Raw genomic sequence first — 22,045 nt, forward strand, 5'->3', positions numbered from 1 at the left:
TTTGTTTTATTCGGTTATATAAAGCAAATACCGAAGCACATGCATATTCTAATAGCAGAGAGAGCTGAAAGGAGGTACAAGTATGTTTTCACCACAGCAGCCGATGAGAAATTACCCGCAGCCCGGACCGCCCCGCCCCATGCCAAATCAGCAAATGATGGGCAGAAGACCGCCTAATATGCGAAGACCTTCATTTGGACCGCAGCAGCAAGGTTTTCAGCAATCCGGACAATTTCTTCCTCAGGCAAATGCCGGGGCGAGAAATGGTGCGGACGGAGGCATAAAAGGAATGCTGTCAAGGTTCTTACCCGGAGGAGGAGGCGCTGGCGGCGCCGGGGTTCCTGGAGCTGGCTCCACAGCGAGCGGAGGCTCAAGTCTCCAAGGGATTCAAAATATCGCCAATCCTGCATCTTTATCCAGTATGCTCGGGAATGTGCAAAAAGTGCTCGGCATGGCGCAGCAAGTCACTCCCATGATCCAGCAGTACGGCCCGTTAGTCCGCAACCTGCCAGCAATGATGAAGCTGTACAGCCAATTAAGTAAAAGTGATGATACAGAGAGCAATGAGGAAAATGAAAAACAAACAGATTCGGAAGAAACCTCAGAAACAGAGAACGAAGCTGAGGTAAAGACCTCAGGCGGAAACAAAAAATCAAAACCAAAAAGTTCTTCTCTCCCCAAGAAATCAAAAAAACCTGACGGAGAAGAACACACATCAAAAACATCTGCCCCGAAGAAAAATGAAGCCGCCTCTCCTTCTTCAAAAAGAACATCAGGCAGTTCAAAGCCGAGATTATATATTTAACATTCTTTGATATCTGAAGTGAGATTGGCTATAATGAGATCAGAAGAATGCAAGAATAGAGCCGTTTGATTACGGCTTTTTATATTGCCTTTACTCACTTCAGTATTGGAGGACAACCGAAAATGGACGTAATTAAAATATCGCCGCGCGGCTATTGCTATGGCGTTGTTGATGCTATGGTTATTGCCAAGAACGCGTCACTTGATAAGAGCTTGCCAAGACCCATCTATATACTCGGGATGATTGTTCATAATAAACACGTCACTGATGCGTTTGAAGAGGAAGGAATCTTTACTTTAGACGGCGCTAATCGTCTGGATATCCTGAAGCAGGTTGACAAAGGAACTGTGATTTTTACTGCGCATGGTGTTTCTCCCGAGGTCAGAAAAATCGCCGACGAGAGAGGATTAGTCGCAATAGATGCTACATGTCCGGATGTGACGAAAACTCATACTTTAATTCTAGAAATGAAAGAAAAAGGATATCACGTCATCTACATCGGCAAAAAAGGGCATCCAGAGCCTGAAGGAGCCGTTGGCGTAGCCCCTGAGATCGTTCACTTAGTTGAAACAGAAGAAGATGTGAAAAACCTCGATATCAAAGCAGAGAAATTAATCGTGACCAATCAAACAACGATGTCTCAATGGGATGTTCACGACATTATGGAGCTTGTACAAGAGAAATATCCTCATGTCGAATATCACCAAGAGATTTGCCTCGCTACTCAGGTACGGCAGGAAGCTGTATCAGAACAGGCGAAAAAAGCGGATCTAACAATCGTTGTCGGCGACCCGAAGAGCAACAATTCCAATAGGCTCGCTCAAGTGTCGGAGGAAATAGCAGGCACTAAAGCATACCGAATTGGCGACCTAAGCGAATTAAAGCTCGAATGGCTGAAAGGCGTTAATACCGTCGCTGTTACTGCGGGAGCTTCAACACCAACGCCGATCACAAAAGAAGTCATTCGCTTTTTGGAGCAGTATGATCATGAAGATCCATTAACTTGGACAACTGAACACAGTGTACCGCTCAAAAAAATACTCCCGAAAGTAAAAGCAAAAAACTGAGGCTGTAAAAAGCCTCAGTTCAAATTGTTGACAAAGTCATAAAACGGTTTTTGTTTTATGACTTTGTCATCTATTCAGCGTGATTGAAAACCCTTGAAGTCTAGGAAGGACGAGCATCGGAGCACAGCGAATGTAGGAATTCGTGAGCACCGACGCGCAGGCCTGACAACGAATGCGAGGGTTTGTCGACACGCTGAACTGAGGCTGTAAAAAGCCTCAGTTTTTTTATAGAAATGCAAATGGATTTGTATCTGTTTCAGAAACAAAGATATTCACATCCAGCTTTTTATCATTGCACATGGATGTTAGTTTTCTCGTGACGCCTTCTTTCATAATTTTTTCCGCGTAATGGCCCGGATCAACAACATTCAGGCCAAGCATCATCGCATCATGGGCCACATGGAAGTATAAATCTCCTGTGACGTAAACATCGGCGCCCTTTCGTTTCGCATGATGAATATACTTGTTGCCATCCCCGCCAAGAACAGCCACCTTCTTCACCATGCTGTCAGCTTCACCCACCATTCTGACACCATTGACTTCAAGCTTGTCTTTCACAAATAAAGCGAATTCCTTGAGCGTCATCTCATTTTTAAGTGTTCCGACACGGCCTAGCCCTTTTTCAGCTGGAGACTGCTCGACAGGATAGATATCGTAAGCTACTTCTTCATATGGATGGCTTTTGATCATTGCGTTTATAACAGCTTTTTCAATGCTTTTAGGAAACACAGTCTCCAGCCTAACTTCATGAACAAGCTCAAGCTCTCCCACTTCACCGATAAAAGGCTTAGCGCCGTCCAATGGCTTAAAGCTGCCGATTCCTTCAGACGAAAACGCACAATGGCTGTATTCGCCGATATGGCCGGCTCCCGCATTTCCGAGCGCCGCTCTGACCTGCTCTTCATATTCCTTCGGCACGTATACGGCCAGCTTTTTAAGAGGATCAGTATAAGTAGGCACCAGCACCTCCGTCTCACTCAGCTCTAATGCTTCAGCAAGCAAATCATTCACGCCGCCGTCCGCAACGTCTAAATTTGTGTGAGCTGCATAAACAGCGATATCATGCTTCATACACTTTTCAATTAACCTTCCGGCTGGCTGATCTGTTGAAATATGCTTTAGGGGCCTGAAAATAGGAGGATGGTGTGCGATAACCAAATCAACCTCTTTTTCAATGGCTTCATCGATAACGCTCTCCAACACATCAAGCGTAACCATTACATTTTTAATCGGTTTGTTTAAGGTTCCGATTTGCAAGCCGATTTTATCGCCTTCGACCGCATAGGCTTTCGGAGAAAATTGTTCAAACAGCTGGATGATCTGCTGCCCATTTACAGTTTTAGTCACGATCGATAACCTCCTTTAGCAACTCCATCCGATCGGAGAGCTCCTTTAATTTTTGTTTGTTTTGTTCTGTACCTGAAGCTCGGCTGATCTGTTTATAAATGCTTTCTGTATGCTGAAGCTCTTGTGTCCATTTTTTCAAAAATACAGCATTCTTTTCTTTTGCCAAGAAAGGGCCGACGAGCATTCCGGCTGATAAGGAAATATCGGCATAAGCCGAATCTCTGTCTCCCGCTTCGGCGACAAGCACCTCATAGCACTTTCCGTCCTCTTCAAGGATCACCTCATCTATCAGCGCATATCCTTCTTTATAAAGCCACTCCCTGATATGAACAGCATGAATATTCGGCTGTAAAATAAGCCGTTCCTTCCCTGTTAATTTGTCTTTACCCGCTTCTAAAATGTGCGCGATCAAAGATCCTCCCATTCCCGCAATCGTAATGGCATCGGCTTCACCTTTTTTAATGACTTCCAGGCCGTCTCCCTGCCTTACAGAAATGTGCGGGGCTAAGCCTGATTTTTCAACCTGCCGCTTGGCGGACAAAAACGGGCCGTCTGTTATTTCTCCGACAATTGCCCCGCTGGCTTTATGATTCAGCACCGCATAACAAGGAAGGTAAGCGTGGTCAGATCCGATATCGGCCATCACCGCTCCATTCGGTATGTACTCCGCTACTGTTTGCAATCGATTCGATAATTTTAATTCGTTCACTTGTCATCACAACTTTTCTCAATCATTTTTTCCTTTTCTATCATATAAAAAATCAGCCCGGAATCCAAGCTGAGTGAATGATTTTCAGTGTTTTCTTTTGAGACGGCTCTGCACACGGCAGATAAAAATAAAAGGCTGTCGAGAATATCTCGGCGGCCTGAGAACGTATAAGGAGAAAGATAGATCTTTTATTTAATTTTTGACACCCACTCTGCCATATCATCCAGCTTATCGGGCGGAACAAGACCAGAAGGCATTCCGTTACCGCCTTTTTCGATCTTGGTTTTAATGTCAGCGACATCTTTCTTATCGCCTACACCTTTTAAGCTCGGACCTGAAACACCTTCATAATTTTCACCATGGCACGCGATACAGTTTGCCTTGTAAATATCCTCAGGTGAAGCGTTTGCATCTTCTTTTTCAGCAGATTTGCTTTCTCCGCCGCTTGCAATCTCTCGAGAATCATCAAGCCCCTTTACTGCTAAAAAGAAAGTCAGACCAATACCTAAAACAGCGATCAGTAAAAATGGAATAAGCGGATTCCATTTCATTTCCCTTCCCCCTTTTTGATCCTTCCCCTATGTAAACACTTCTAATTCTAACTTAATTTTACAAAAAGTAAATGGATTGCTGTACAAAAGTTTTTTATTCACACTTTATACAAAATTGAATAGAAACATGCCTATTTCTCCGATATCTATTTTATTCTATTGTATAATGTATTGTATACGCTTACAATATAAAATATGGATTCATATTTGAAATTTTTCACCACAATGTTCATTTGCAAATGACACCATTTTTCAGTAAAATAAAGGCATATTATCCATATATCTTTTTGATAAAAAAGAAGAACGGATCTACAAGACCCGTTCCATCTTATTCCAGGAAATCTTTCAAACGTTTACTTCTGCTAGGATGTCTAAGTTTCCGCAACGCTTTAGCTTCGATTTGTCGAATACGCTCTCTCGTTACTCCAAATACCTTGCCGACCTCTTCTAGTGTTCTTGTACGGCCGTCATCAAGACCAAATCGAAGACGCAATACATTTTCTTCACGATCAGTTAACGTATCAAGTACATCTTCCAGCTGCTCTTTCAACAGCTCATATGCGGCATGGTCTGAAGGTGAAGTTGCTTCTTGGTCTTCAATAAAATCACCAAGATGCGAGTCATCCTCTTCACCGATCGGTGTTTCCAGCGATACCGGCTCTTGTGCGATCTTTAAGATTTCGCGTACTTTTTCAGGTGTTAAATCCATATCTTCCGCAATTTCTTCAGGTGTCGGTTCTCTGCCTAAATCTTGCAGTAATTGACGCTGCACACGGATCAATTTATTAATGGTTTCAACCATATGAACGGGAATCCGGATCGTTCTCGCCTGATCGGCAATGGCGCGAGTAATCGCCTGTCTGATCCACCACGTAGCATACGTACTGAATTTATAACCTTTGCGGTAATCAAATTTTTCAACGGCTTTCATCAGACCCATGTTGCCTTCTTGAATCAGGTCAAGGAACAGCATTCCGCGTCCGACATACCGTTTTGCGATACTGACAACAAGCCGCAGGTTCGCTTCAGCCAATCTGCGTTTAGATTCTTCATCACCTTCTTCAATCTTTTGAGCGTAGGCGATTTCTTCTTTTGCAGATAGAAGGTTAACCCGGCCGATTTCCTTTAGATACATCCGAACTGGGTCATTGATTTTGACACCCGGCGGTACACTTAGGTCATTAAGGTCAAATTCTTCTTCGGCTTTGGCAAGCTGCTGAATATTAGGATCTTCTGTTTCTTCATTCTCACTAATTAATTCAACACCTTGTTCACCTAAAAATTCATAATACTCATCCATTTGGTCTGATTCAATTTCAAAGCTGGACATACGCTCGGCAATTTCTTCATATGTCAAAACGCCACGTTTTTTACCAGACTCTGTTAATTGCTCTTTTACTTGATCGAATGTTAATTCTGTCTCGTGGGTTTGTTTATCAGCCATTATGGATCCCTCCTTCCAAAGCTTGCAACGAATTCTATAAGCGGTATGATTCTTATTCGGTCCATTCAGGCGTTTTCTATGTGAACTGCCTTTAATAATGTGCGAATAATGAAATGACAATTCATGATGAGGTCAAGCGATCTATTTGCTCCTCCGCAAGGAATCATTGCCAATAAAACGCTTCTCACCAGTTTTTCCAGTTATTTTAAAGATCGGTTCAATGTAACGATTTCTTGAGCAAGAGAAGCAGCTCTTAAAAAATCTTTTTGCCTTTCGGCTTCGGCTCTTTCCGTCTCTTTTTCTTTTATCATTGACCAATTTCTGTGATTCAACACTTTTTTTACATAATCTGATAACTCGGCTTCACTGAGTTCTTGATTAATCTGAAGCATTAAAATATCAGACAAGAGCTGGCTTATATGATCATCCGTCACCCTGGCCATCAGATGCTGAGGCGTAAGCTCGGCTCCCTCCTCATAAAAAGCGTAAAGATAGGCGGCTAATGCGCGGTGCTCATCAATATTAAATTGAAAGCCTACCCGGTCAATCACTTTTTTAATGACGCTCCGATCTCGAAGCATGTGGGCGAGTAACAGCCTTTCTGCATTTTCATACGCCGGACGCAGACGTTTTTGCCTTGCCTTTGTCGTCAGATGCGCACGCCGTGTTTTCGTTTCACCGCCATTGTCAGCAGGTTTGCTTTGCTTGCTGAAAACAGTCAGCTGCTCGGTTAAAGACTCCTGTGAAAGCGAAAACTCTGAAGCAAGCTGTTTTACATAGACTTCCTGCTCAAGCGATCCTTTAAGCGTGCTGATTTCTTTCAGTACAGCTTTAATGTAAGTCAGGCGATCACCTTCATCGGACAGGTTCTTTCCTTTTCGGAAATATTGCATTTTGAACGCCATCACGGTGACACTGGCATCGATAATGTCGTTTTTAAATTTTTCCCCGCCGAACTTTTTGATATAATCGTCAGGGTCCAATCCGTCAGGAATCATTGCAACTCTGACTTTGCAGCCTTTACTTTGGAGAAGCTCAGAAGCTTTTAAGGTGGCTTCATATCCGGCTTTATCAGAGTCGTAGCAAAGAATGATTTCTTCGACATTTCTTCTAAGGATCTTGACATGATCATCTGTCAGAGACGTTCCCATCGTGGCTATACTCTCTTTCACACCCGAGTTTACGGCCGATATGACATCGGCAAATCCCTCAAATAAGACCGCTCTTTCCTGCTTTCTGATATGAAGGCGGGCCTTGTAAAAATTGTAAAGTAGTTTACTTTTATGAAAGAGCGGTGTTTCAGGACTGTTCATATACTTAGGCTGCTGGCTGCCAAGAGCCCTGCCTGAGAAAGCAACAACAGCCCCGTGATGATCATGGATCGGAAACATGACCCGGTTTCTGAAACGGTCAAAATATCCGCTCCCGTCTTCACGTCTGATCAGAAGACCCGCTCTTTCCATTTCCGCCTCACTATAGCCTCTCTTTACGAGAAACTTCGTGATGAAGTCCCAGGAATCAAGAGCATAGCCGATCTGAAATTCATCAATCAGCTCTTTCGTAAAACCCCTTGAAAGCAGATAATCCAGTGCCTCTTGACCTTCTTTTGTATTTATTAACAAATGATGGTAAAATTTCTTCAAGAGCTCATGAGCCTCTGCCATTTTTTGTTCTCCAGAAGATTCTGGCCGGGCTCCCGAATGAACTGTTATATCATCTGGAAAATCAATTTGGTATTTGTCAGCAAGGTGAGAAACCGCCTCAGCAAAAGAATAACCTTCCATCTGCCTTAAAAAAGAGAAAACATTGCCGCCCGCTCCGCAGCCAAAGCAATGAAAAATCTGTTTGTCGGGCGATACGGAAAACGAAGGTGTGCTTTCTCCATGAAAAGGACAGAGTCCAAAGTAGTTTCGGCCTTGCTTCTTTAATTGAACATAATCACCTATGACTTCAACGATATCTGCCGACTTTTGCACCTGATCCACAATTTCATCTGGTATCCGATTTCCCATCTTATAACACTCCGTCGTACATTATTCGATGCTTTAGTGCAAAATCCCTTCATCGTTCGACAGGATTTTTTGCAGCAGTGTAATAAATCGTTCTCGATCTTCTTTATTTAATTTTTTAGGCCCTTTGGCGTATATGCCTTTTTTTCTTTGTTTACCGGAAAAATGACGGCTCTCAAGAGCAAAATCAATCGTATCTTCTTTGTAAAGACGCCCTCTTTCCGACATAACTGAGACATTTCTGTTCAGTAGCAGGGATGCTAATCCGATGTCCTGCGTCACAACAATATCTCCCGTTTTTACGTGATTTGCGATATATAAATCAGCAGCTTCTTTATGAGGATCAACATACTTCCATATTTCTTCCTTGCTTCTGGAAAGCTGATAATGTTCAAATGAAGCGACAAAAAGAACTTGAACGTCATAATCGGATGCTGTTTGTAAAATTTCATCTTTTACCGGACAAGCGTCAGCATCGACAAAAATCGTCTTTTCTTGTTCATTAAGAAGAGTAATTCTCCATCCCTCCATTAAACTCCTGCATAAAAGCAAGCAAAATCGCACATCCTTTAGATCATTGCGGATGTATATGAATTTGTCGAAAAATTTCCGGGAGAAATTCTTGACATCTTACCCATAATAGTTTATTCGTATCACACGAACCTTAAACCTAAAATTAATCATTTTATCACAATTTTTTATTATAATACAAACTTCCCAAAGATGCTATTGTTTTTCATTATTCCCTTTTGGCATAGCCAAAAACCCAGGATAGAGCGTCCTGAGTTACATGTTTTTTGTTTTGAGATGATGAATAATATTCGCTGTTTCTTCAACCGCTTTATTTGAAACATCAACAACCTGGCATCCGATCCGGTCCACAATCTTTTCGAAATATTCCAGTTCCTCTTTGATTCTGTTGATATTTGCATAGATCGCTTTGTCATTAAGTCCGAGTGATTTTAACCGTTCTTTTCTGATATGATTCAGTTTATCCGGGCTGATCTTTAAACCGATGCATTTTTTCGGATCAACGTTAAAGAGTTCTTCCGGCGGGTCAACCTCAGGAACAATCGGAACATTGGCAACCTTCAGGCGCTTGTGGGCGAGATATTGAGACAGCGGTGTTTTAGACGTTCTCGATACGCCGATCAAAACGATATCAGCTTTTAAAATCCCTCTTGGATCCCGTCCATCATCGTATTTAACTGCAAACTCGATGGCCTCCACTTTTTTGAAATAGTCTTCATCAAGCTGGCGCACCCGCCCTGGTTCGTATTTCGCTGTTAAACCGTAGGCCGTTTCCATTTTATCAATTAACGGGCCGATAATATCATAATATAAAACATTTGCTTTTTCCGCTTCTGCAATCAAATATTCTCTTATTTCCGGCACCACGAGTGTAAAACAGATAATGCCGCCGTCTGCAGTGGCGAGTGAAATCACTTCATTGATCGTGCCTATATCTTCAACATAAGGAATTCTTCTGACATGTGTATCGTCCGCTGACCCGTTAAATTGGCTGAGTGCTGCTTTTACTACCAATTCAGCCGTTTCACCGACAGAATCCGATACGACATAGATGATGCGGTTATTCATATTATCCCCCCGTTAGTTTGCGATGTTATAGGATTTCATTTTCTGATAAACTGACAAGTATTTTTGTCATATTCGTTTTTGTCACTCTGCCGATCACTTCAAAGCCTTTATCGGTATCTTTGATAACAGGCAGTGCATCAATTTGTTTTTCTATCAAGTGCTTTGCAATGTCCATCACATAATCCTCGCGTCTGCACACCGTAATGTTCGGCATCCTGGTCATGATGATATGAACAGGGACAGATGTAAGCTCCTGCTGGCCAATGCTCGCTCTCAGCAAGTCTTTTCGTGAAAGCACCCCGACTAAAACAGCATCGCGGTCCACCACAAACAGAGTACCTACATCTTCTAAAAACATGGTGCAAATCGCATCGTACACAGAAACGTTTTCGTGAATCACAACGGGGATAGATTGAAAGTCTTTCACCTGAAGCTTTTTGAGTTTATCTGCCAAAAGCTGGGTGCCGGTTTTCCCTGTGTAGAAATAACCGACTCTCGGGCGCGCCTCGAGGAATCCTGACATGGTGAGTATGGCTAAATCCGGACGCAATGTTGCCCTGGTTAGGTTCAGCTTTTCTGCAATATGCTCCCCTGTAATCGGCCCGTTTTCTTTTACAATCTGCAAAATATGTTCTTGCCGTTTATTTAGTTCGATCGTACTCACCACCTTTTCACTTCATATCTATGTAAAGAAATAATAATCCATATTATATCGTAAATATCTTGTAATCAAACAAAAAAACTTATAAATGGGGAAAAGACGATTACCGATCACACAGCAACCGCCTTTTCTATCTTTATTTTACAATAAGGGCATTCATATTCGCAAAGGACTTGATCTCATCCGCCAAGCTTATCATTTGCGCTAAACGGTTTGCCTTTAATGTCTCGTTATGTGCTATAACCATTGTATGGTCGAAGTAAGCATCGATTGGTTCTTTTAAGGCTGCAAGTGAAGCAAGCGCCGCCTCGTAATCTTTTTTGCTGAAGTTTTCCTGCAGGTTTTGCTTCGCTGTTTGGTAGGCATCAAACAGGTTTGCTTCGTATTCATTTTCAAACAGATCAGGCTGAATGTCTCCGCGGGCTCCTTTTTTGCTGATAGAGATGACTCGGCCTAATGCTTCCGCTGTTTCCTTAAAGCCTGGTGCACCAAGCTTTTGTTCCAGCACTTGTGCTTTATGCAGCGCTGAGTACGGCTCAAGCTTAGAGCTTTCCAGCACGGCGTCGATGACATCGTGTCTGATTTGTTCAGCATTCAAGACATATTTCAGACGCTGAGTGAAGAAATCCAGCAGTTCATTTTCTTTTTCCGTTTGTACGAAAGTAAGCAGCTCTTCAAACGAAATTCCCCAGTTGCGGTCAAGAAGAATCGCAACAATACCGCTCGCTTGGCGGCGCAGGGCGTAAGGATCCTGTGAACCAGTCGGAATAACGCCGATAGAGAAGAATGAAGTGATTGTATCTAGCTTATCCGCCATTGCTACAACAGCTCCGGTGAAAGTAGAAGGCGTTTCTCCGCCTGCTGATCTAGGCATATAGTGTTCGTTTACTGCCGCAGCCACAGCTTCATCTTCTCCAAGCATTTTCGCATACTTTTCACCCATAATTCCTTGAAGCTCAGGGAATTCGTATATCATATGTGTGACAAGATCGAATTTAGAAATTTCAGCAGCCCGCTTCACATGTTTTAATGTATCTTCATCAGCCTGAAGACGGACGGCAAGCTTCTCTGCGATTGCAGTGACTCTTCTGACCTTATCAGCAAGAGAACCAAGCTCTTCATGAAAAACAATGTTTTCAAGCTTCTTCACATTTGCATCAATGTTTAATTTCTGATCTTCCTTGTAGAAGAATGAAGCATCAGATAAACGCGCGCGCAGCACTTTTTCATTGCCACGGGCTACATTTTCGATCGCGTGGCTGTTTCCGTTTCGGACTGTGATAAAGTGAGGCAGCAAATCACCGTTTTTGTCTTTGACAGGGAAGTAGCGCTGATGTTCTTTCATTGTCGTGACAAGCACTTCCTCAGGAATTGTCAGAAACTCAGATTCAAATGAACCGTAAAGAGCTGTCGGGTATTCTACTAAATGATTCACTTCATCAAGAAGGTCTTCGTCTACTGGAATGTTCCAATTGTTTTCTGCTGCCATCGCTTCCAGCTGAGATTGAATCATATGTTTCCGGATGTTAGGGTCAGCGATGACATGCTGTTCTTTCAGCTGCTCTTCATAGGAAGAAGGTGATTCAATTGACACTTCATGTCCGAGGAAACGGTGTCCCTGTGTTGTCCGGCCAGACTCAACGTTTGTGATCGAAAATGGAATGACATCCTGTCCAAATAAAGCGGCAATCCATTTGATTGGCCGGATATAACGCAAATCTTCATTTCCCCAACGCATGTTTTTCGGGAAGTGCAAGCTCGTAACCAAACCGCTCAGTTCCGGCAGAAGCGACTTCGTTTCTTGTCCGGCTTGGAATTTTTGTACAAATACATACTCTGTACCTTTTACTTCTTTGATGTACAGGTCTTTCACGTCTGCGCCTTGGCCTTTTGAAAAGCCGATTGCCGCTTTTGTCCAGTTCCCGTCTGCATCAAGAGCAATTTTTTTCGCTGGCCCTTTTGCTTCTTCTTTTATATCATCCTGCTTTTCTGCTACATCCTTTACGAATACAGCTAGACGTCTAGGCGTATTGAAGAGCTTCACTTCACCGTGAGTGATATTTTTTTCTTTCAGCCAGCCTGTCAGCTTCTCTCCAATCTGAACCATGCTGTCATTTAAAAAGCGCGCCGGCATTTCCTCTAATCCAATCTCTAAAAATAAATCCTGTTTACTCATGAGAAGCACCCTCCCCTTTAAGCATTGGGAACCCTAGTTTTTCTCGTTCCTCATAATAGGTTTTTGCTACTTTTCTCGCTAAATTCCGCACTCTTGCGATATAGCCTGTCCGCTCGGTAACTGAGATCGCACCTTTGGCGTCAAGCAGGTTGAAGGTGTGCGAGCATTTTAGCACATAGTCATATGCTGGATGAACAAGCCCGTTATCCATTTGTTTAATCGCTTCTTTTTCATACGTGCTGAACAATTGGAACAGCATATCGACGTCTGACGTTTCAAACGTATAAACGGAATGCTCGTATTCCGCCATCATGAATAAATCTTTTACTGTGAACCCTGACGTCCATTCCAAGTCGAAAACATTCTCTTTATCCTGGATATAAGACGCGAGACGCTCAATTCCGTACGTAATCTCTACAGAAACTGGTTTACACTCTAGTCCTCCGACCTGCTGGAAATACGTAAATTGTGTAATTTCCATTCCGTCAAGCCATACTTCCCAGCCAAGACCCGCGCAGCCTAAAGACGGGTTCTCCCAGTTGTCTTCAACAAAGCGAATATCATGCTCAAGCGGATCAATTCCAAGAGCGCGCAAGGAATCTAAATACAGCTCTTGAATGTTATCAGGAGACGGTTTAATAATAACCTGGAACTGATGATGCTGATACAGTCTGTTCGGATTCTCCCCGTAGCGGCCGTCGGCAGGCCGTCTGGAAGGCTCTACATAAGCCACTTTCCACGGCTCAGGGCCGATACTGCGCAAAAATGTATACGGGCTCATCGTGCCGGCCCCTTTTTCTACATCGTAAGCCTGCATAAGCACACAGCCCTGACCGGACCAATGCTGCTGCAAGGTTAGAATCATGTCTTGAATATTCATTTCAAGCACCTCCACTTTACTTTTCCTTTATCAGATGACTGCGGCGGCAACCAAAAAACTCCCGTCTCTATGCTTGCCAGCCGCAAACATAGGGACGAGAGTTCTCCCGCGGTTCCACCCTAGTTGCTGAGATCAAAATCCCAGCCTCTTTTTTTGAAATTGCTCAAGAATGCCTTTCGTTGCGTGCTCATCCTTAGCTTACACCGCCCTAAGGTCGCTTTCATGAGGTAAACGCAAGTACTTCTTTCTCTCACTGCAACATATTTTATAATAAATGATCATATAAAAAGATGGACCAGATGTCAACTTTTGTTTTCACCCATAAGATGTTTCATGCTCTCCATTTGATCTAAAAAGCGCTTTGATTTTAAATATAACCCTGAGTATTCTTCATAATATAAATCAATCACTTGCTTCAATTCAGCTTTTGTTTCCTGTTTTAAGGAGACATTGCCCAGCCTTGATAGATCGAAGTAATAAAACAGTCTCAACAGCCTTGCCGTTTGCGGTTTAATCGGAACCCTGTAAGGATCTTTTTCAAAACAACGGTGGCAAATAAAACCGTTATCACGGATAGAAAAATGAAAGCTCCCATCCTGGCTTTTACAATGCACACAGTGATTGAGCTCGGGATACAGCCCCATGACACCGAGCATTTTCATTTGAACGATAAAGATGATAACATCTGGGTCTGTTCCTTCGTTCAGCTGTTTAAGCGATTCTAAAATAAATTCAAACAAATAAGGGTTTGGCTTTTTTTCTTCAGTGCCTCTGTCGACTAACTCGGTAATATATGCAGCATATGCTGTTAAAAACAAATCTTCCCTGATGCCTCTCATGCTGAGGATCATTTCACCCTGCTGAAGTGTTCCGAGGCCGGTTGTTTTTTGCATTAAGAATGAACCATACAAAAAGGGCTGGCTGACTGCTGATAAACGGCTGTTCGTTTTTTTGGCGCCTCTTGCCATAACACCTACTTTTCCGTGTTCTCTTGTCAGTAAAGTAACGATTTTATTCGTCTCTCCGTAATCATTTGTGCGAAGAACGATTCCTTCACATTTTGTCAGCATTTCCGCACCTTCCTAAAGCAGGAGCGGCCAAGAGGTTTATAAAATTGGATAATCAAATCGGGCTAGCTCATCTTCTAGTTCTTCGGGTCTTTCTATGTTCTCTTTTTCCAGTTCTTTAAAAAGAAGATACGTATCAACATTTCCTGTTTGAGAAAATACGTTCCAGGTAAAATTCAACACAAGAAACCCACCTTTCTGTAGTTAAACTAGCTTACCTAAACTCCAAATTCTTACCTTTATCTTGACCAGATGTCCTCCATTTCATGTTAAACAAAATTTGTTAATGTATCCCTGATCCTGTGAGATAATGACACAGCGAGAGATTAATATTCATCCTCTTTAAAACCAAAATCGCGCAGCTGGGACATTTTATTACGCCAGTCTTTCTGCACTTTGACCCATAATTCAAGGTAGACACGGGAGCCTAACAATGCTTCAATATCCGCTCTCGCTCTTTTTCCGACCTCTTTCAGCAGGCTTCCTTTTTTCCCGATCACAATGCCTTTCTGGGAATCCCGTTCGACCACAATCGTCGCCGCTACGTGTACAGAACCATTGTCCTGCCCTTTGATTGATTCGATGGCCACCGCAATGCTGTGCGGGATCTCTTCTCTTGTCAAATGCAGCACTTTTTCCCTGATGAGTTCGGAAATGATAAAGCGCTCCGGGTGGTCGGTTACCTGGTCACTCGGATAGAATTGCGGTCCTTCCGGCAAATACGCTTCAATCTGAGTGAGCAATGTTTCGATATTATTTCCTTCTAGAGCAGAAATCGGAACAACTTCCTTAAAAGGATAACGTCCGCGGTATTCGTCAATTAACAGTAGCAATTGATCGGGATGAATTTTGTCAATTTTGTTTACGATTAAAAATACAGGCGTGGACATATTCTGCAATTTCTCAATGATGAATTCGTCGCCCTTCCCGTAGCCTTCCTCGGCGTTGATCATAAACAAGACCAAATCGACTTCTTTTAATGTATTTTGCGCCACTTTCATCATAAAGTCCCCAAGCTTATGCTTAGGCTTATGAATCCCTGGTGTGTCAATAAAGATAGTTTGTGATGTACCTGTCGTCAGAACTCCTTGCACCTTGTTTCTCGTCGTTTGGGGCTTATCGCTCATGATAGCGATTTTTTGTCCAATGACTCTGTTTAAAAATGTAGACTTTCCAACGTTTGGTCTTCCAATAATAGATACAAATCCTGATTTAAAGCTTTCGTTCGTCATGTAAATCCTCCGATGAAAATGCGCCTGGCAATAATTCTTCCACAGTCATTTCTTTTATTTGTCCTTGTAAATTAGTCATCACGACAATAACGTCCTTTGTGCAAAGCTCAGAAATCACCTGGCGGCATGCTCCGCACGGAGATACCGGACCAGGGGTGTCAGCCGCAACGGCCAGCATCTGAAACTCTGTATCCCCTTCAGAAACAGCTTTAAATAAAGCGGTACGCTCAGCGCAATTGCACATGCTGTATGCCGCGTTCTCGATGTTGCAGCCTCTGTACACTTTTCCATCTTTGGTAAGAAGAGCGGCTCCGACTTGAAACTTGGAATACGGCACATACGCCATATCACGTGCTTTTAATGCTTCTGTTATCAATTCCTGTCTGTTCATGTGTACATGTTCCTCTCTTACCTATAAAATGGTACCGCTATCACTTTATATTTTACATAATCGCGCGCTTTTTTTCACGCCCATTTCTAAAAATGTAAAATAAATGTAAGAATTTTCAACCTTACAGCTTTGGCAAAAAAATAAGTAAACCAATGATACACGAAATGACGGCAAAAACGCAAACAGCCCCGGCGGCAGCGTCCTTAGCCGCTTTAGCAAGTGGATGATGTTTGTCTGTTATTAAATCAACCGTATGTTCAATGGCTGTATTTAAAAGCTCTAGCGAAAGCATTCCGCCGATCAAAAGGAAAATAATCGCCCACTCAATCAGACTGAGCCCCACGAGGAAGCCGCAAATGAGAACAGCACACACGGCTGCAGCATGAAACTGGAAATTACGCTCCGTCCGCGCTGTTTCCCGGATGCCTCGGCCTGCATGCACGAAGCTTTTGAAGAATCGCTGCAGCTCATTTCTATGATCTCTTGAGTCCATAGGCGTCCAGCAAATCCTTTTGCTTAGTAAACATCTCCTCTTCTTCCTCTTTCGTCATATGGTCATATCCTAAAAGATGCAGAAATCCATGCACGGCAAGAAATCCGAGCTCTCGCTTAAAAGAATGGTTATATTCTTCGGCCTGCTCCCTTGTGCGGTCCGCACTGATGATAATATCACCTAAAACCGGCGGCATTTCCGCGCCCAAAATTTCGACCTCGCCCTCACCCTCCTCTTCAAGAGCGAATGAGATGACATCTGTCGGGGCATCCTTTCCTCGGTACTCTTTATTAATCTGCTGTATGTCTTCATTGGTAACGATCGTGACAGAAACTTCAGCCTGATCCTGAACGCCTTCACGCTCAGCGGCAAATTGAAGCAGATGCTCTACTTCTGTGAGCATCTCTTCTGAGACACTCCCCGTTTCATCAACAATATCAATCAGTAAACTCATCTATTTCACCTTCTTAGTAGCCTCCGGATATTCGATCCGGGAGTGGAAAATTCCTTTTAATGTTGCACAGAGTGTTTTGGCGATTGTATCCAGCTCTTTAAATGTCAAATCGCATTCGCTGAACTGTCCGTCCTGCAGCTTATCGGATATGATACCCCGGACAAGCTTTTCAATTCGTTCTGGATTTGGATTATGCATGGATCTGACGGCCGCTTCAACACTATCAGCAACAGATATAATCGCAGCTTCCTTTGACTGCGGCTTCGGTCCCGGATAACGAAACTCTTCTTCTGTAATCTGGTCGCCTTTTTCCTTCGCTTTATAATAAAAGAACTTTAACAGCGAGGTTCCATGATGCTGCTCAGCAATGTCGACAAGCTCTTGCGGAAATTTATAGCTTCTCAGCATGTTCGCACCGTCAGTGGTATGCGAGATGATAATATTTTTACTCAGCTGAGGAGACAGCTTGTCATGCGGATTGTCAATATTCATTTGATTTTCAATAAAATATTGCGGGCGCTTTGTTTTTCCGAGATCGTGATAATACGCGCCAACTCTAGCAAGCAAACCATTAGCCCCCACCGCCTCACAGGCTGCCTCTGACAAATTGGCGACCATTACACTGTGATGATATGTACCTGGTGTTTCTGTTAATATTTTGCGCAGCAGCGGATGGTTAGGATTAGACAGCTCGAGCAGCCTCATAGTGGATAAAATGCCAAAGCCTGTCTCAAAAAACGGCATCAGGCCGATGATTAATACGGACGAAGCAAACCCTGAGACAACCCCCATCAGCATTAACGTGCCGATTTCAAGACCCGACAGCGCAGTGTTTTGAATCAATAATAAGGAAAGAACGACAATCATATTAATAAACGCCACGAAAAGCCCTGTCTGCAAAATCTTTGATCTGGCATTGTGTTTTCCTAAAAATAAAACACCTGAAATCCCGCTGATCAAATAATAAATTCCTATGACATAATTGAAAGTTCCCGTCACACCCTGATTAAACATCATACTTCCGCAAATCGCAAGAATGATACTTCCCAAAATGGCAATGCGTTCATTCATCAGCAGCTTGATTAAGATCGCGCCGGCCGCAATAGGAACAAGATAGCCGATATTATTATATTCCATCTTCTGAAATAAACTGACAACCTCCATGATAACAAGCAAAAGCGTTGTGATAATGGAGAACAGCAGGATAGATTGTTTTTTAAACTTCAGGTTTTGTTTTTGTTTTTCAAAGTAGTATACAAGCGTTGCGATGAAAAGTCCGATCATAATTAATAGGCCGCTGATCGGTTTAAAGAGATTTGAGTTATTTAATAACCCGGTCAGCTCGAGTTTTCTGTACACTTCCCGGTCAATGAGGTCATTTTCTTCCACAAGCACCTGGCCCTGTTTGATCTGAACCTGCTGGACATTGTCTGACGCTTCCTGCCTTTTTGCCTCTGTCGCTTTCGGATTGAAGACGTAATTCGGAATAATAGCAAAACGCCCGATTTCTGTTGCAGCTGCCAAGTATTTAGACGGGATCGAATTGCTCTTTAGCTCTTTTTCTACACGATCCTTTGCATCAGATAGTTTATCCGACGAAATTTCACTGCTCATGACTGTATTCACTGCCGTAATGACTGTATCTCTTACAAAAGAAAAGTCTTCACTGTCCGCTTTCAGCAATGTTTTGATGGTATCCTCTGATATGGAATCATTCACATCTGACGTTAGTTTGTTCTTAACAGACTTCACCATTGATTTTTCCGATGGTGATTTGCTGTCTTCTTCTCCTGATTTTTTCACTTCGCTGATACTGTCGAATATAGATGACACAAGGTCAATCCGATTATCTGTGTATTCTTTTTTCAATGTATATTGATCTTCCACCGCGTCCTCAGCGGCTTGCTTTTTTTCTTCTGTGGCTTTTTGATCTTCGACGGTTGCCGGAGCATAAATGGTCTTGTCGCTGACTGAAAACAGGTCTAAATCAAGTGTTTCCGGCTTAACATGTACAAAGAGCAAAGCAAACATAATGGCAGCCAGCAGAAGATACAGCAGTACATGCATGGAGCGGGCATTTTTAAAGCGGCTCCATTTTTTTGAGCTGCTTTTGGTCTTCCCCTTCTTTTTCAACACAAGAACCTCCTCTTGAAACATCAAGCCCATAAGCAATCATAAAAATGACCCGATAACGCGCGATCGGGTCATTCAGCATTAATTTTGCTTATCGTATGCTTCAATAATTTTCGCAACAAGCGGATGTCTGACCACGTCTGTCTGGTCTAGCTCAATCATAGAAATGCCGTCTATTCCTTTCAGCATCTCCTTCGCTACTGCAAGTCCCGATTTGACGCCTTTCGGCAGATCAATTTGGCTAACGTCACCTGTAATGATCATTTTAGAGCCAAAACCCAGTCTCGTCAAAAACATTTTCATTTGAGCAGGTGTAGTATTCTGTGCTTCATCAAGTATAACATAAGCATCATCAAGCGTCCGTCCCCTCATATATGCAAGCGGAGCAATTTCAATGACGCCTCTTTCCATCAGACGTTCTGTATGATCTGCCCCAAGTACATCATGAAGAGAATCATACAGCGGGCGCAAATAAGGATCTACTTTCTCTTTGAGGTCACCTGGCAGAAAACCAAGGCTTTCACCGGCTTCCACGGCAGGTCTTGTTAAAATGATTTTTTTGATATGTCCGTTTTTTAAAGCATGGACTGCTTTTACGACAGCCAGGTACGTTTTCCCGGTCCCCGCCGGGCCGATGCCGAATACAAGGTCATTCCGCTTCATGGCAGCCACGTATTCCCGCTGTCCCATCGTTTTTACACGGATTGGTTTGCCTTTTGCGTTTTTAGTAATTTCTTCTTCATACATGCTTTCAAAGTAATCAAGTTCATTCTTTTTTGCCATTTTGACGGCGTAAATCACATCACGTTCAGAGATCTCTATCCCCTTGCGAATTAAAGCGAGGAGCGATCCCAGCAGGCTATCTGCAACCTGAAACGAATCTTCATCGCCTGAAACATAGATCGTTTCACCGCGCGTAATGATATTCACATTCAGATCTTTCTCCATCAATTTCAAAAAAGAATCTTGGTTCCCGAACAGTGCAAGCGCCTCGTCCGGGCTTTTCAGTTTTTGATTCATCGCAAGTAAATGTTCTGTCATTCTTCAGTCTCCCTGACAATAGGTGTGGTTTGAACGATATCTTCTATAACTTGGTAAAGAATAATCAACTTTACTTTACCATTCTCGACAGTATGGTGCAAAACTTTTTCACTTTTCACCTCGCCGTTTTCGCCTATTTTATTCTCTACATCCTGTTTACCCATTTTAATGCCTTCATGAACTGCTTCTTCTTTCGTATATTTTCGCAAAGCCTCTTCACTTTCTCTCGTTTGCTCTTTGATATAGGATACAGGGAGCTTAAATCCGAGAAAATTAAGCGAATGCTTTTCTTGTTCTGTTTTTGGGTGCTTCAATTTCTCTTTTTTAAACGTTATGCCCCAGATCGGGATGGCCAAAGAGCCAAAAGAAAGCTTGTGCTTTGTCCTTACTTTGCCCGTGTAAACGTTAAATAATGTTTCAAGCGGAACCGTCACTTCAGATTTGTACCAGGTTTCTCCGTAAATTTCTGCTTTTGAGGCGACTTCCTGCTGATGCTCTTCACTGCCGATCAGTCCTGAAACAAGCAGCTGCCCCTTTTCTACATGATCGTGTATTGCGGCCATTGGCTGTCCTTTTTGCACAAACATTCTTGTAATGGTCGCTTTCTTTTTGGCGACAATATCGCGCGGGCTTACATACTTTTCTTTTTCAGGCTCATTTTTCTCCACGACTTTCATATGAATGGTCGTCCCCTTTAAATCAACACCGACCCAAGTGATATTGTCTATTCCGTTGGTTAACGATTTTTGTATTTTTTCTGGAGACATCATTAAAAACTGCAGACGACCCTTTTTAACGCCGATTTCATTCAGATGCTGCATCATTTGATGTTCCGTTTCAGGCTTAGCGCCTGTCACATCAATTTTCCACACCATATTGGAAAGCAAAAACAAAAGGATGAAAAACATTGCAAAACCGATCGTAAACCCTATATTCAGCTTTGATTTCAGCAATAAGAAAGGAAATCCCTTCCGATTAATAAATCGGGCTTTACATTTAAATTTTCTTCTCACCTGCCGAAAGGCATGTACATCCCGAAGCTGTATATATAACGATACGGCTTCTTTCTTTTTTTTGACATGAAAGACTGGAATCCCCTGTCTAGTGCATTCATTCAGGAGCCGTTCAATCCCTCTTCCCGTCAATTCAAGCTGGACCTTACCCGAAAAAAAAGACAGCCATTTATTTTTCACAACATTTCCCCCCCCGGCTTTATGACTCAACATATCGAACGACATCAATCGTACCCTCCAAAAGAATTTCTTCCGGAAGAATCGCCTTGATGACAAAATTTTTTCCTGATATGATGCACTGGCCCTGCTTTAGCATCAGCCTCACTTCATTCTCACTGAAAAGCAAAAGGCCTCTGTGGTTTTCTATATAGATATGAAGTCTGCCAACCATTGTAATCCGCGGCAGATCCATCATAACGTCCGGGGGAATTTCCAATGCTCTTGTCAGCCAAGCTTTCACACGATTCTTTCTTTGCCCCATACAAAAAGAACCCCCTTTCATCTCATATGTATGATTTGAAAGGCGGTTCTAACACTTTAATTTTTACGGGCCGTGCGCATCGTATGGTGAGGTTTTTTTGCCCTTGGAGGCCCGAATACCTCCCCTAAGACGATCCCCTGTACCACAGTGTCTTTATTAACTTGAAGCATTTTTTGTTTTGTGTATACTGCTTTTTGTTTAACTGCAGTAAGATCGCGTTCCATCCCTTTCAGGTTTCTTTCTGTTTCCCTGCGTCTTTCTTCCGCTTCCCGTCTTGCCTGTTCTATGCGGTTAGGAATAGGTACAGGAGCTTCTTCAGACTGCTTCTTTTGAGGAGAAGCCGTTTGCATCTGCTGAGGTTTTTTCCTGTTTTGGCTGTTTTTATTTTCCTCTTTGCTCTTTTTACCGAAAATCATAGATATGATTCCGATAACCACTGCGATAATGAGCGGATTGGTCAGTATATCTTCCATCAGCGTTCTCCCTTCTTAG

The 22,045-nt window shown here is 42.8% G+C and carries 23 protein-coding genes and 1 other annotated feature; of the genes, 2 read left to right on the top strand and 21 right to left on the bottom strand.

Features of this window, described 5'->3' with window-relative positions:
• Positions 1-82: 82 nt before the first annotated feature.
• A complete protein-coding gene (vrrA, locus tag ACY3LV_RS06795) occupies positions 83-805 on the top strand; it encodes a VrrA/YqfQ family protein (RefSeq protein WP_464863565.1) in 723 nt (240 codons plus the stop codon).
• Between the two features lie 122 nt (positions 806-927).
• Complete coding sequence (locus ACY3LV_RS06800) at positions 928-1,872, top strand: 4-hydroxy-3-methylbut-2-enyl diphosphate reductase (protein WP_464863566.1); 945 nt, start codon at positions 928-930, stop codon at positions 1,870-1,872.
• Between the two features lie 225 nt (positions 1,873-2,097).
• Here the strand turns inward: ACY3LV_RS06800 and ACY3LV_RS06805 are convergent, their stop codons facing one another.
• The 21 genes from ACY3LV_RS06805 to ACY3LV_RS06905 all read right to left on the bottom strand — a co-directional run bounded on the left by ACY3LV_RS06805 (position 2,098) and on the right by ACY3LV_RS06905 (position 22,026).
• Positions 2,098-3,219 carry a Nif3-like dinuclear metal center hexameric protein gene (locus tag ACY3LV_RS06805; RefSeq protein WP_464863567.1) on the bottom strand — a complete coding sequence of 374 codons (1,122 nt, stop codon included), beginning with the start codon at positions 3,217-3,219 and terminating at the stop codon, positions 2,098-2,100.
• The gene (locus ACY3LV_RS06810) at positions 3,212-3,862 is read right to left on the bottom strand and encodes a tRNA (adenine(22)-N(1))-methyltransferase TrmK (RefSeq protein WP_464863584.1); all 651 of its coding nucleotides are present in this window, start codon (positions 3,860-3,862) and stop codon (positions 3,212-3,214) included. The genes ACY3LV_RS06805 and ACY3LV_RS06810 overlap by 8 nt, the downstream gene beginning before the upstream one ends.
• A 254-nt stretch (positions 3,863-4,116) precedes the next feature.
• Entirely contained in the window at positions 4,117-4,479 is a 363-nt protein-coding gene (cccA, locus tag ACY3LV_RS06815; RefSeq protein WP_087990746.1) for a cytochrome c550, read from the bottom strand.
• Positions 4,480-4,807: 328 nt separating this feature from the next.
• Positions 4,808-5,923 carry an RNA polymerase sigma factor RpoD gene (gene rpoD / locus ACY3LV_RS06820; RefSeq protein WP_003226225.1) on the bottom strand — a complete coding sequence of 372 codons (1,116 nt, stop codon included), beginning with the start codon at positions 5,921-5,923 and terminating at the stop codon, positions 4,808-4,810.
• Positions 5,924-6,123: 200 nt separating this feature from the next.
• Positions 6,124-7,935 carry a DNA primase gene (gene dnaG, locus ACY3LV_RS06825; RefSeq protein WP_458865925.1) on the bottom strand — a complete coding sequence of 604 codons (1,812 nt, stop codon included), beginning with the start codon at positions 7,933-7,935 and terminating at the stop codon, positions 6,124-6,126.
• Positions 7,936-7,968: 33 nt separating this feature from the next.
• The gene (locus ACY3LV_RS06830) at positions 7,969-8,463 is read right to left on the bottom strand and encodes a YaiI/YqxD family protein (protein WP_087990748.1); all 495 of its coding nucleotides are present in this window, start codon (positions 8,461-8,463) and stop codon (positions 7,969-7,971) included.
• Positions 8,464-8,718: 255 nt separating this feature from the next.
• On the bottom strand, positions 8,719-9,531 hold the full coding sequence (locus ACY3LV_RS06835) for a pyruvate, water dikinase regulatory protein (RefSeq protein WP_148962082.1): 813 nt from the start codon (positions 9,529-9,531) through the stop codon (positions 8,719-8,721).
• 25 nt (positions 9,532-9,556) lie between these two features.
• Positions 9,557-10,195, bottom strand: coding sequence for a transcriptional regulator CcpN (ccpN, locus tag ACY3LV_RS06840; RefSeq protein WP_003237058.1), 639 nt, complete (start codon positions 10,193-10,195; stop codon positions 9,557-9,559).
• 133 nt (positions 10,196-10,328) lie between these two features.
• Positions 10,329-12,368, bottom strand: a complete 2,040-nt coding sequence (gene glyS / locus ACY3LV_RS06845) for a glycine--tRNA ligase subunit beta (RefSeq protein ID WP_464863568.1) — start codon at positions 12,366-12,368, stop codon at positions 10,329-10,331.
• On the bottom strand, positions 12,361-13,248 hold the full coding sequence (gene glyQ, locus ACY3LV_RS06850; RefSeq protein WP_333561564.1) for a glycine--tRNA ligase subunit alpha: 888 nt from the start codon (positions 13,246-13,248) through the stop codon (positions 12,361-12,363). Before glyQ ends, glyS begins: the two co-directional genes overlap by 8 nt.
• A gap of 87 nt (positions 13,249-13,335) precedes the next feature.
• Positions 13,336-13,511, bottom strand: a binding site (T-box leader).
• Between the two features lie 39 nt (positions 13,512-13,550).
• Entirely contained in the window at positions 13,551-14,318 is a 768-nt protein-coding gene (gene recO, locus ACY3LV_RS06855; RefSeq protein WP_087990752.1) for a DNA repair protein RecO, read from the bottom strand.
• A 36-nt stretch (positions 14,319-14,354) separates the two neighbouring features.
• Positions 14,355-14,498 carry a YqzL family protein gene (locus ACY3LV_RS06860; RefSeq protein ID WP_087990753.1) on the bottom strand — a complete coding sequence of 48 codons (144 nt, stop codon included), beginning with the start codon at positions 14,496-14,498 and terminating at the stop codon, positions 14,355-14,357.
• 143 nt (positions 14,499-14,641) lie between these two features.
• Positions 14,642-15,547, bottom strand: a complete 906-nt coding sequence (gene era / locus ACY3LV_RS06865; protein WP_087990754.1) for a GTPase Era — start codon at positions 15,545-15,547, stop codon at positions 14,642-14,644.
• Positions 15,528-15,938 carry a cytidine deaminase gene (locus ACY3LV_RS06870; RefSeq protein ID WP_010330699.1) on the bottom strand — a complete coding sequence of 137 codons (411 nt, stop codon included), beginning with the start codon at positions 15,936-15,938 and terminating at the stop codon, positions 15,528-15,530. The genes era and ACY3LV_RS06870 overlap by 20 nt, the downstream gene beginning before the upstream one ends.
• Before the next feature lie 121 nt (positions 15,939-16,059).
• On the bottom strand, positions 16,060-16,431 hold the full coding sequence (locus ACY3LV_RS06875) for a diacylglycerol kinase family protein (RefSeq protein ID WP_087990755.1): 372 nt from the start codon (positions 16,429-16,431) through the stop codon (positions 16,060-16,062).
• Positions 16,412-16,885 carry an rRNA maturation RNase YbeY gene (ybeY, locus tag ACY3LV_RS06880; protein WP_148962085.1) on the bottom strand — a complete coding sequence of 158 codons (474 nt, stop codon included), beginning with the start codon at positions 16,883-16,885 and terminating at the stop codon, positions 16,412-16,414. The genes ACY3LV_RS06875 and ybeY overlap by 20 nt, the downstream gene beginning before the upstream one ends.
• Positions 16,886-19,021 carry a cyclic-di-AMP phosphodiesterase PgpH gene (gene pgpH, locus ACY3LV_RS06885; protein ID WP_087990757.1) on the bottom strand — a complete coding sequence of 712 codons (2,136 nt, stop codon included), beginning with the start codon at positions 19,019-19,021 and terminating at the stop codon, positions 16,886-16,888.
• Positions 19,022-19,099: 78 nt separating this feature from the next.
• On the bottom strand, positions 19,100-20,059 hold the full coding sequence (locus ACY3LV_RS06890; RefSeq protein WP_087990758.1) for a PhoH family protein: 960 nt from the start codon (positions 20,057-20,059) through the stop codon (positions 19,100-19,102).
• Positions 20,056-21,252, bottom strand: a complete 1,197-nt coding sequence (yqfD, locus tag ACY3LV_RS06895; protein ID WP_333561563.1) for a sporulation protein YqfD — start codon at positions 21,250-21,252, stop codon at positions 20,056-20,058. The genes ACY3LV_RS06890 and yqfD overlap by 4 nt, the downstream gene beginning before the upstream one ends.
• A 19-nt stretch (positions 21,253-21,271) precedes the next feature.
• Complete coding sequence (yqfC, locus tag ACY3LV_RS06900; protein WP_003237082.1) at positions 21,272-21,553, bottom strand: sporulation protein YqfC; 282 nt, start codon at positions 21,551-21,553, stop codon at positions 21,272-21,274.
• Between the two features lie 56 nt (positions 21,554-21,609).
• Entirely contained in the window at positions 21,610-22,026 is a 417-nt protein-coding gene (locus ACY3LV_RS06905; RefSeq protein WP_148962088.1) for a hypothetical protein, read from the bottom strand.
• Between the last annotated feature and the right edge of the window lie 19 nt (positions 22,027-22,045).

The organism is Bacillus sp. 11C, assembly GCF_055486375.1.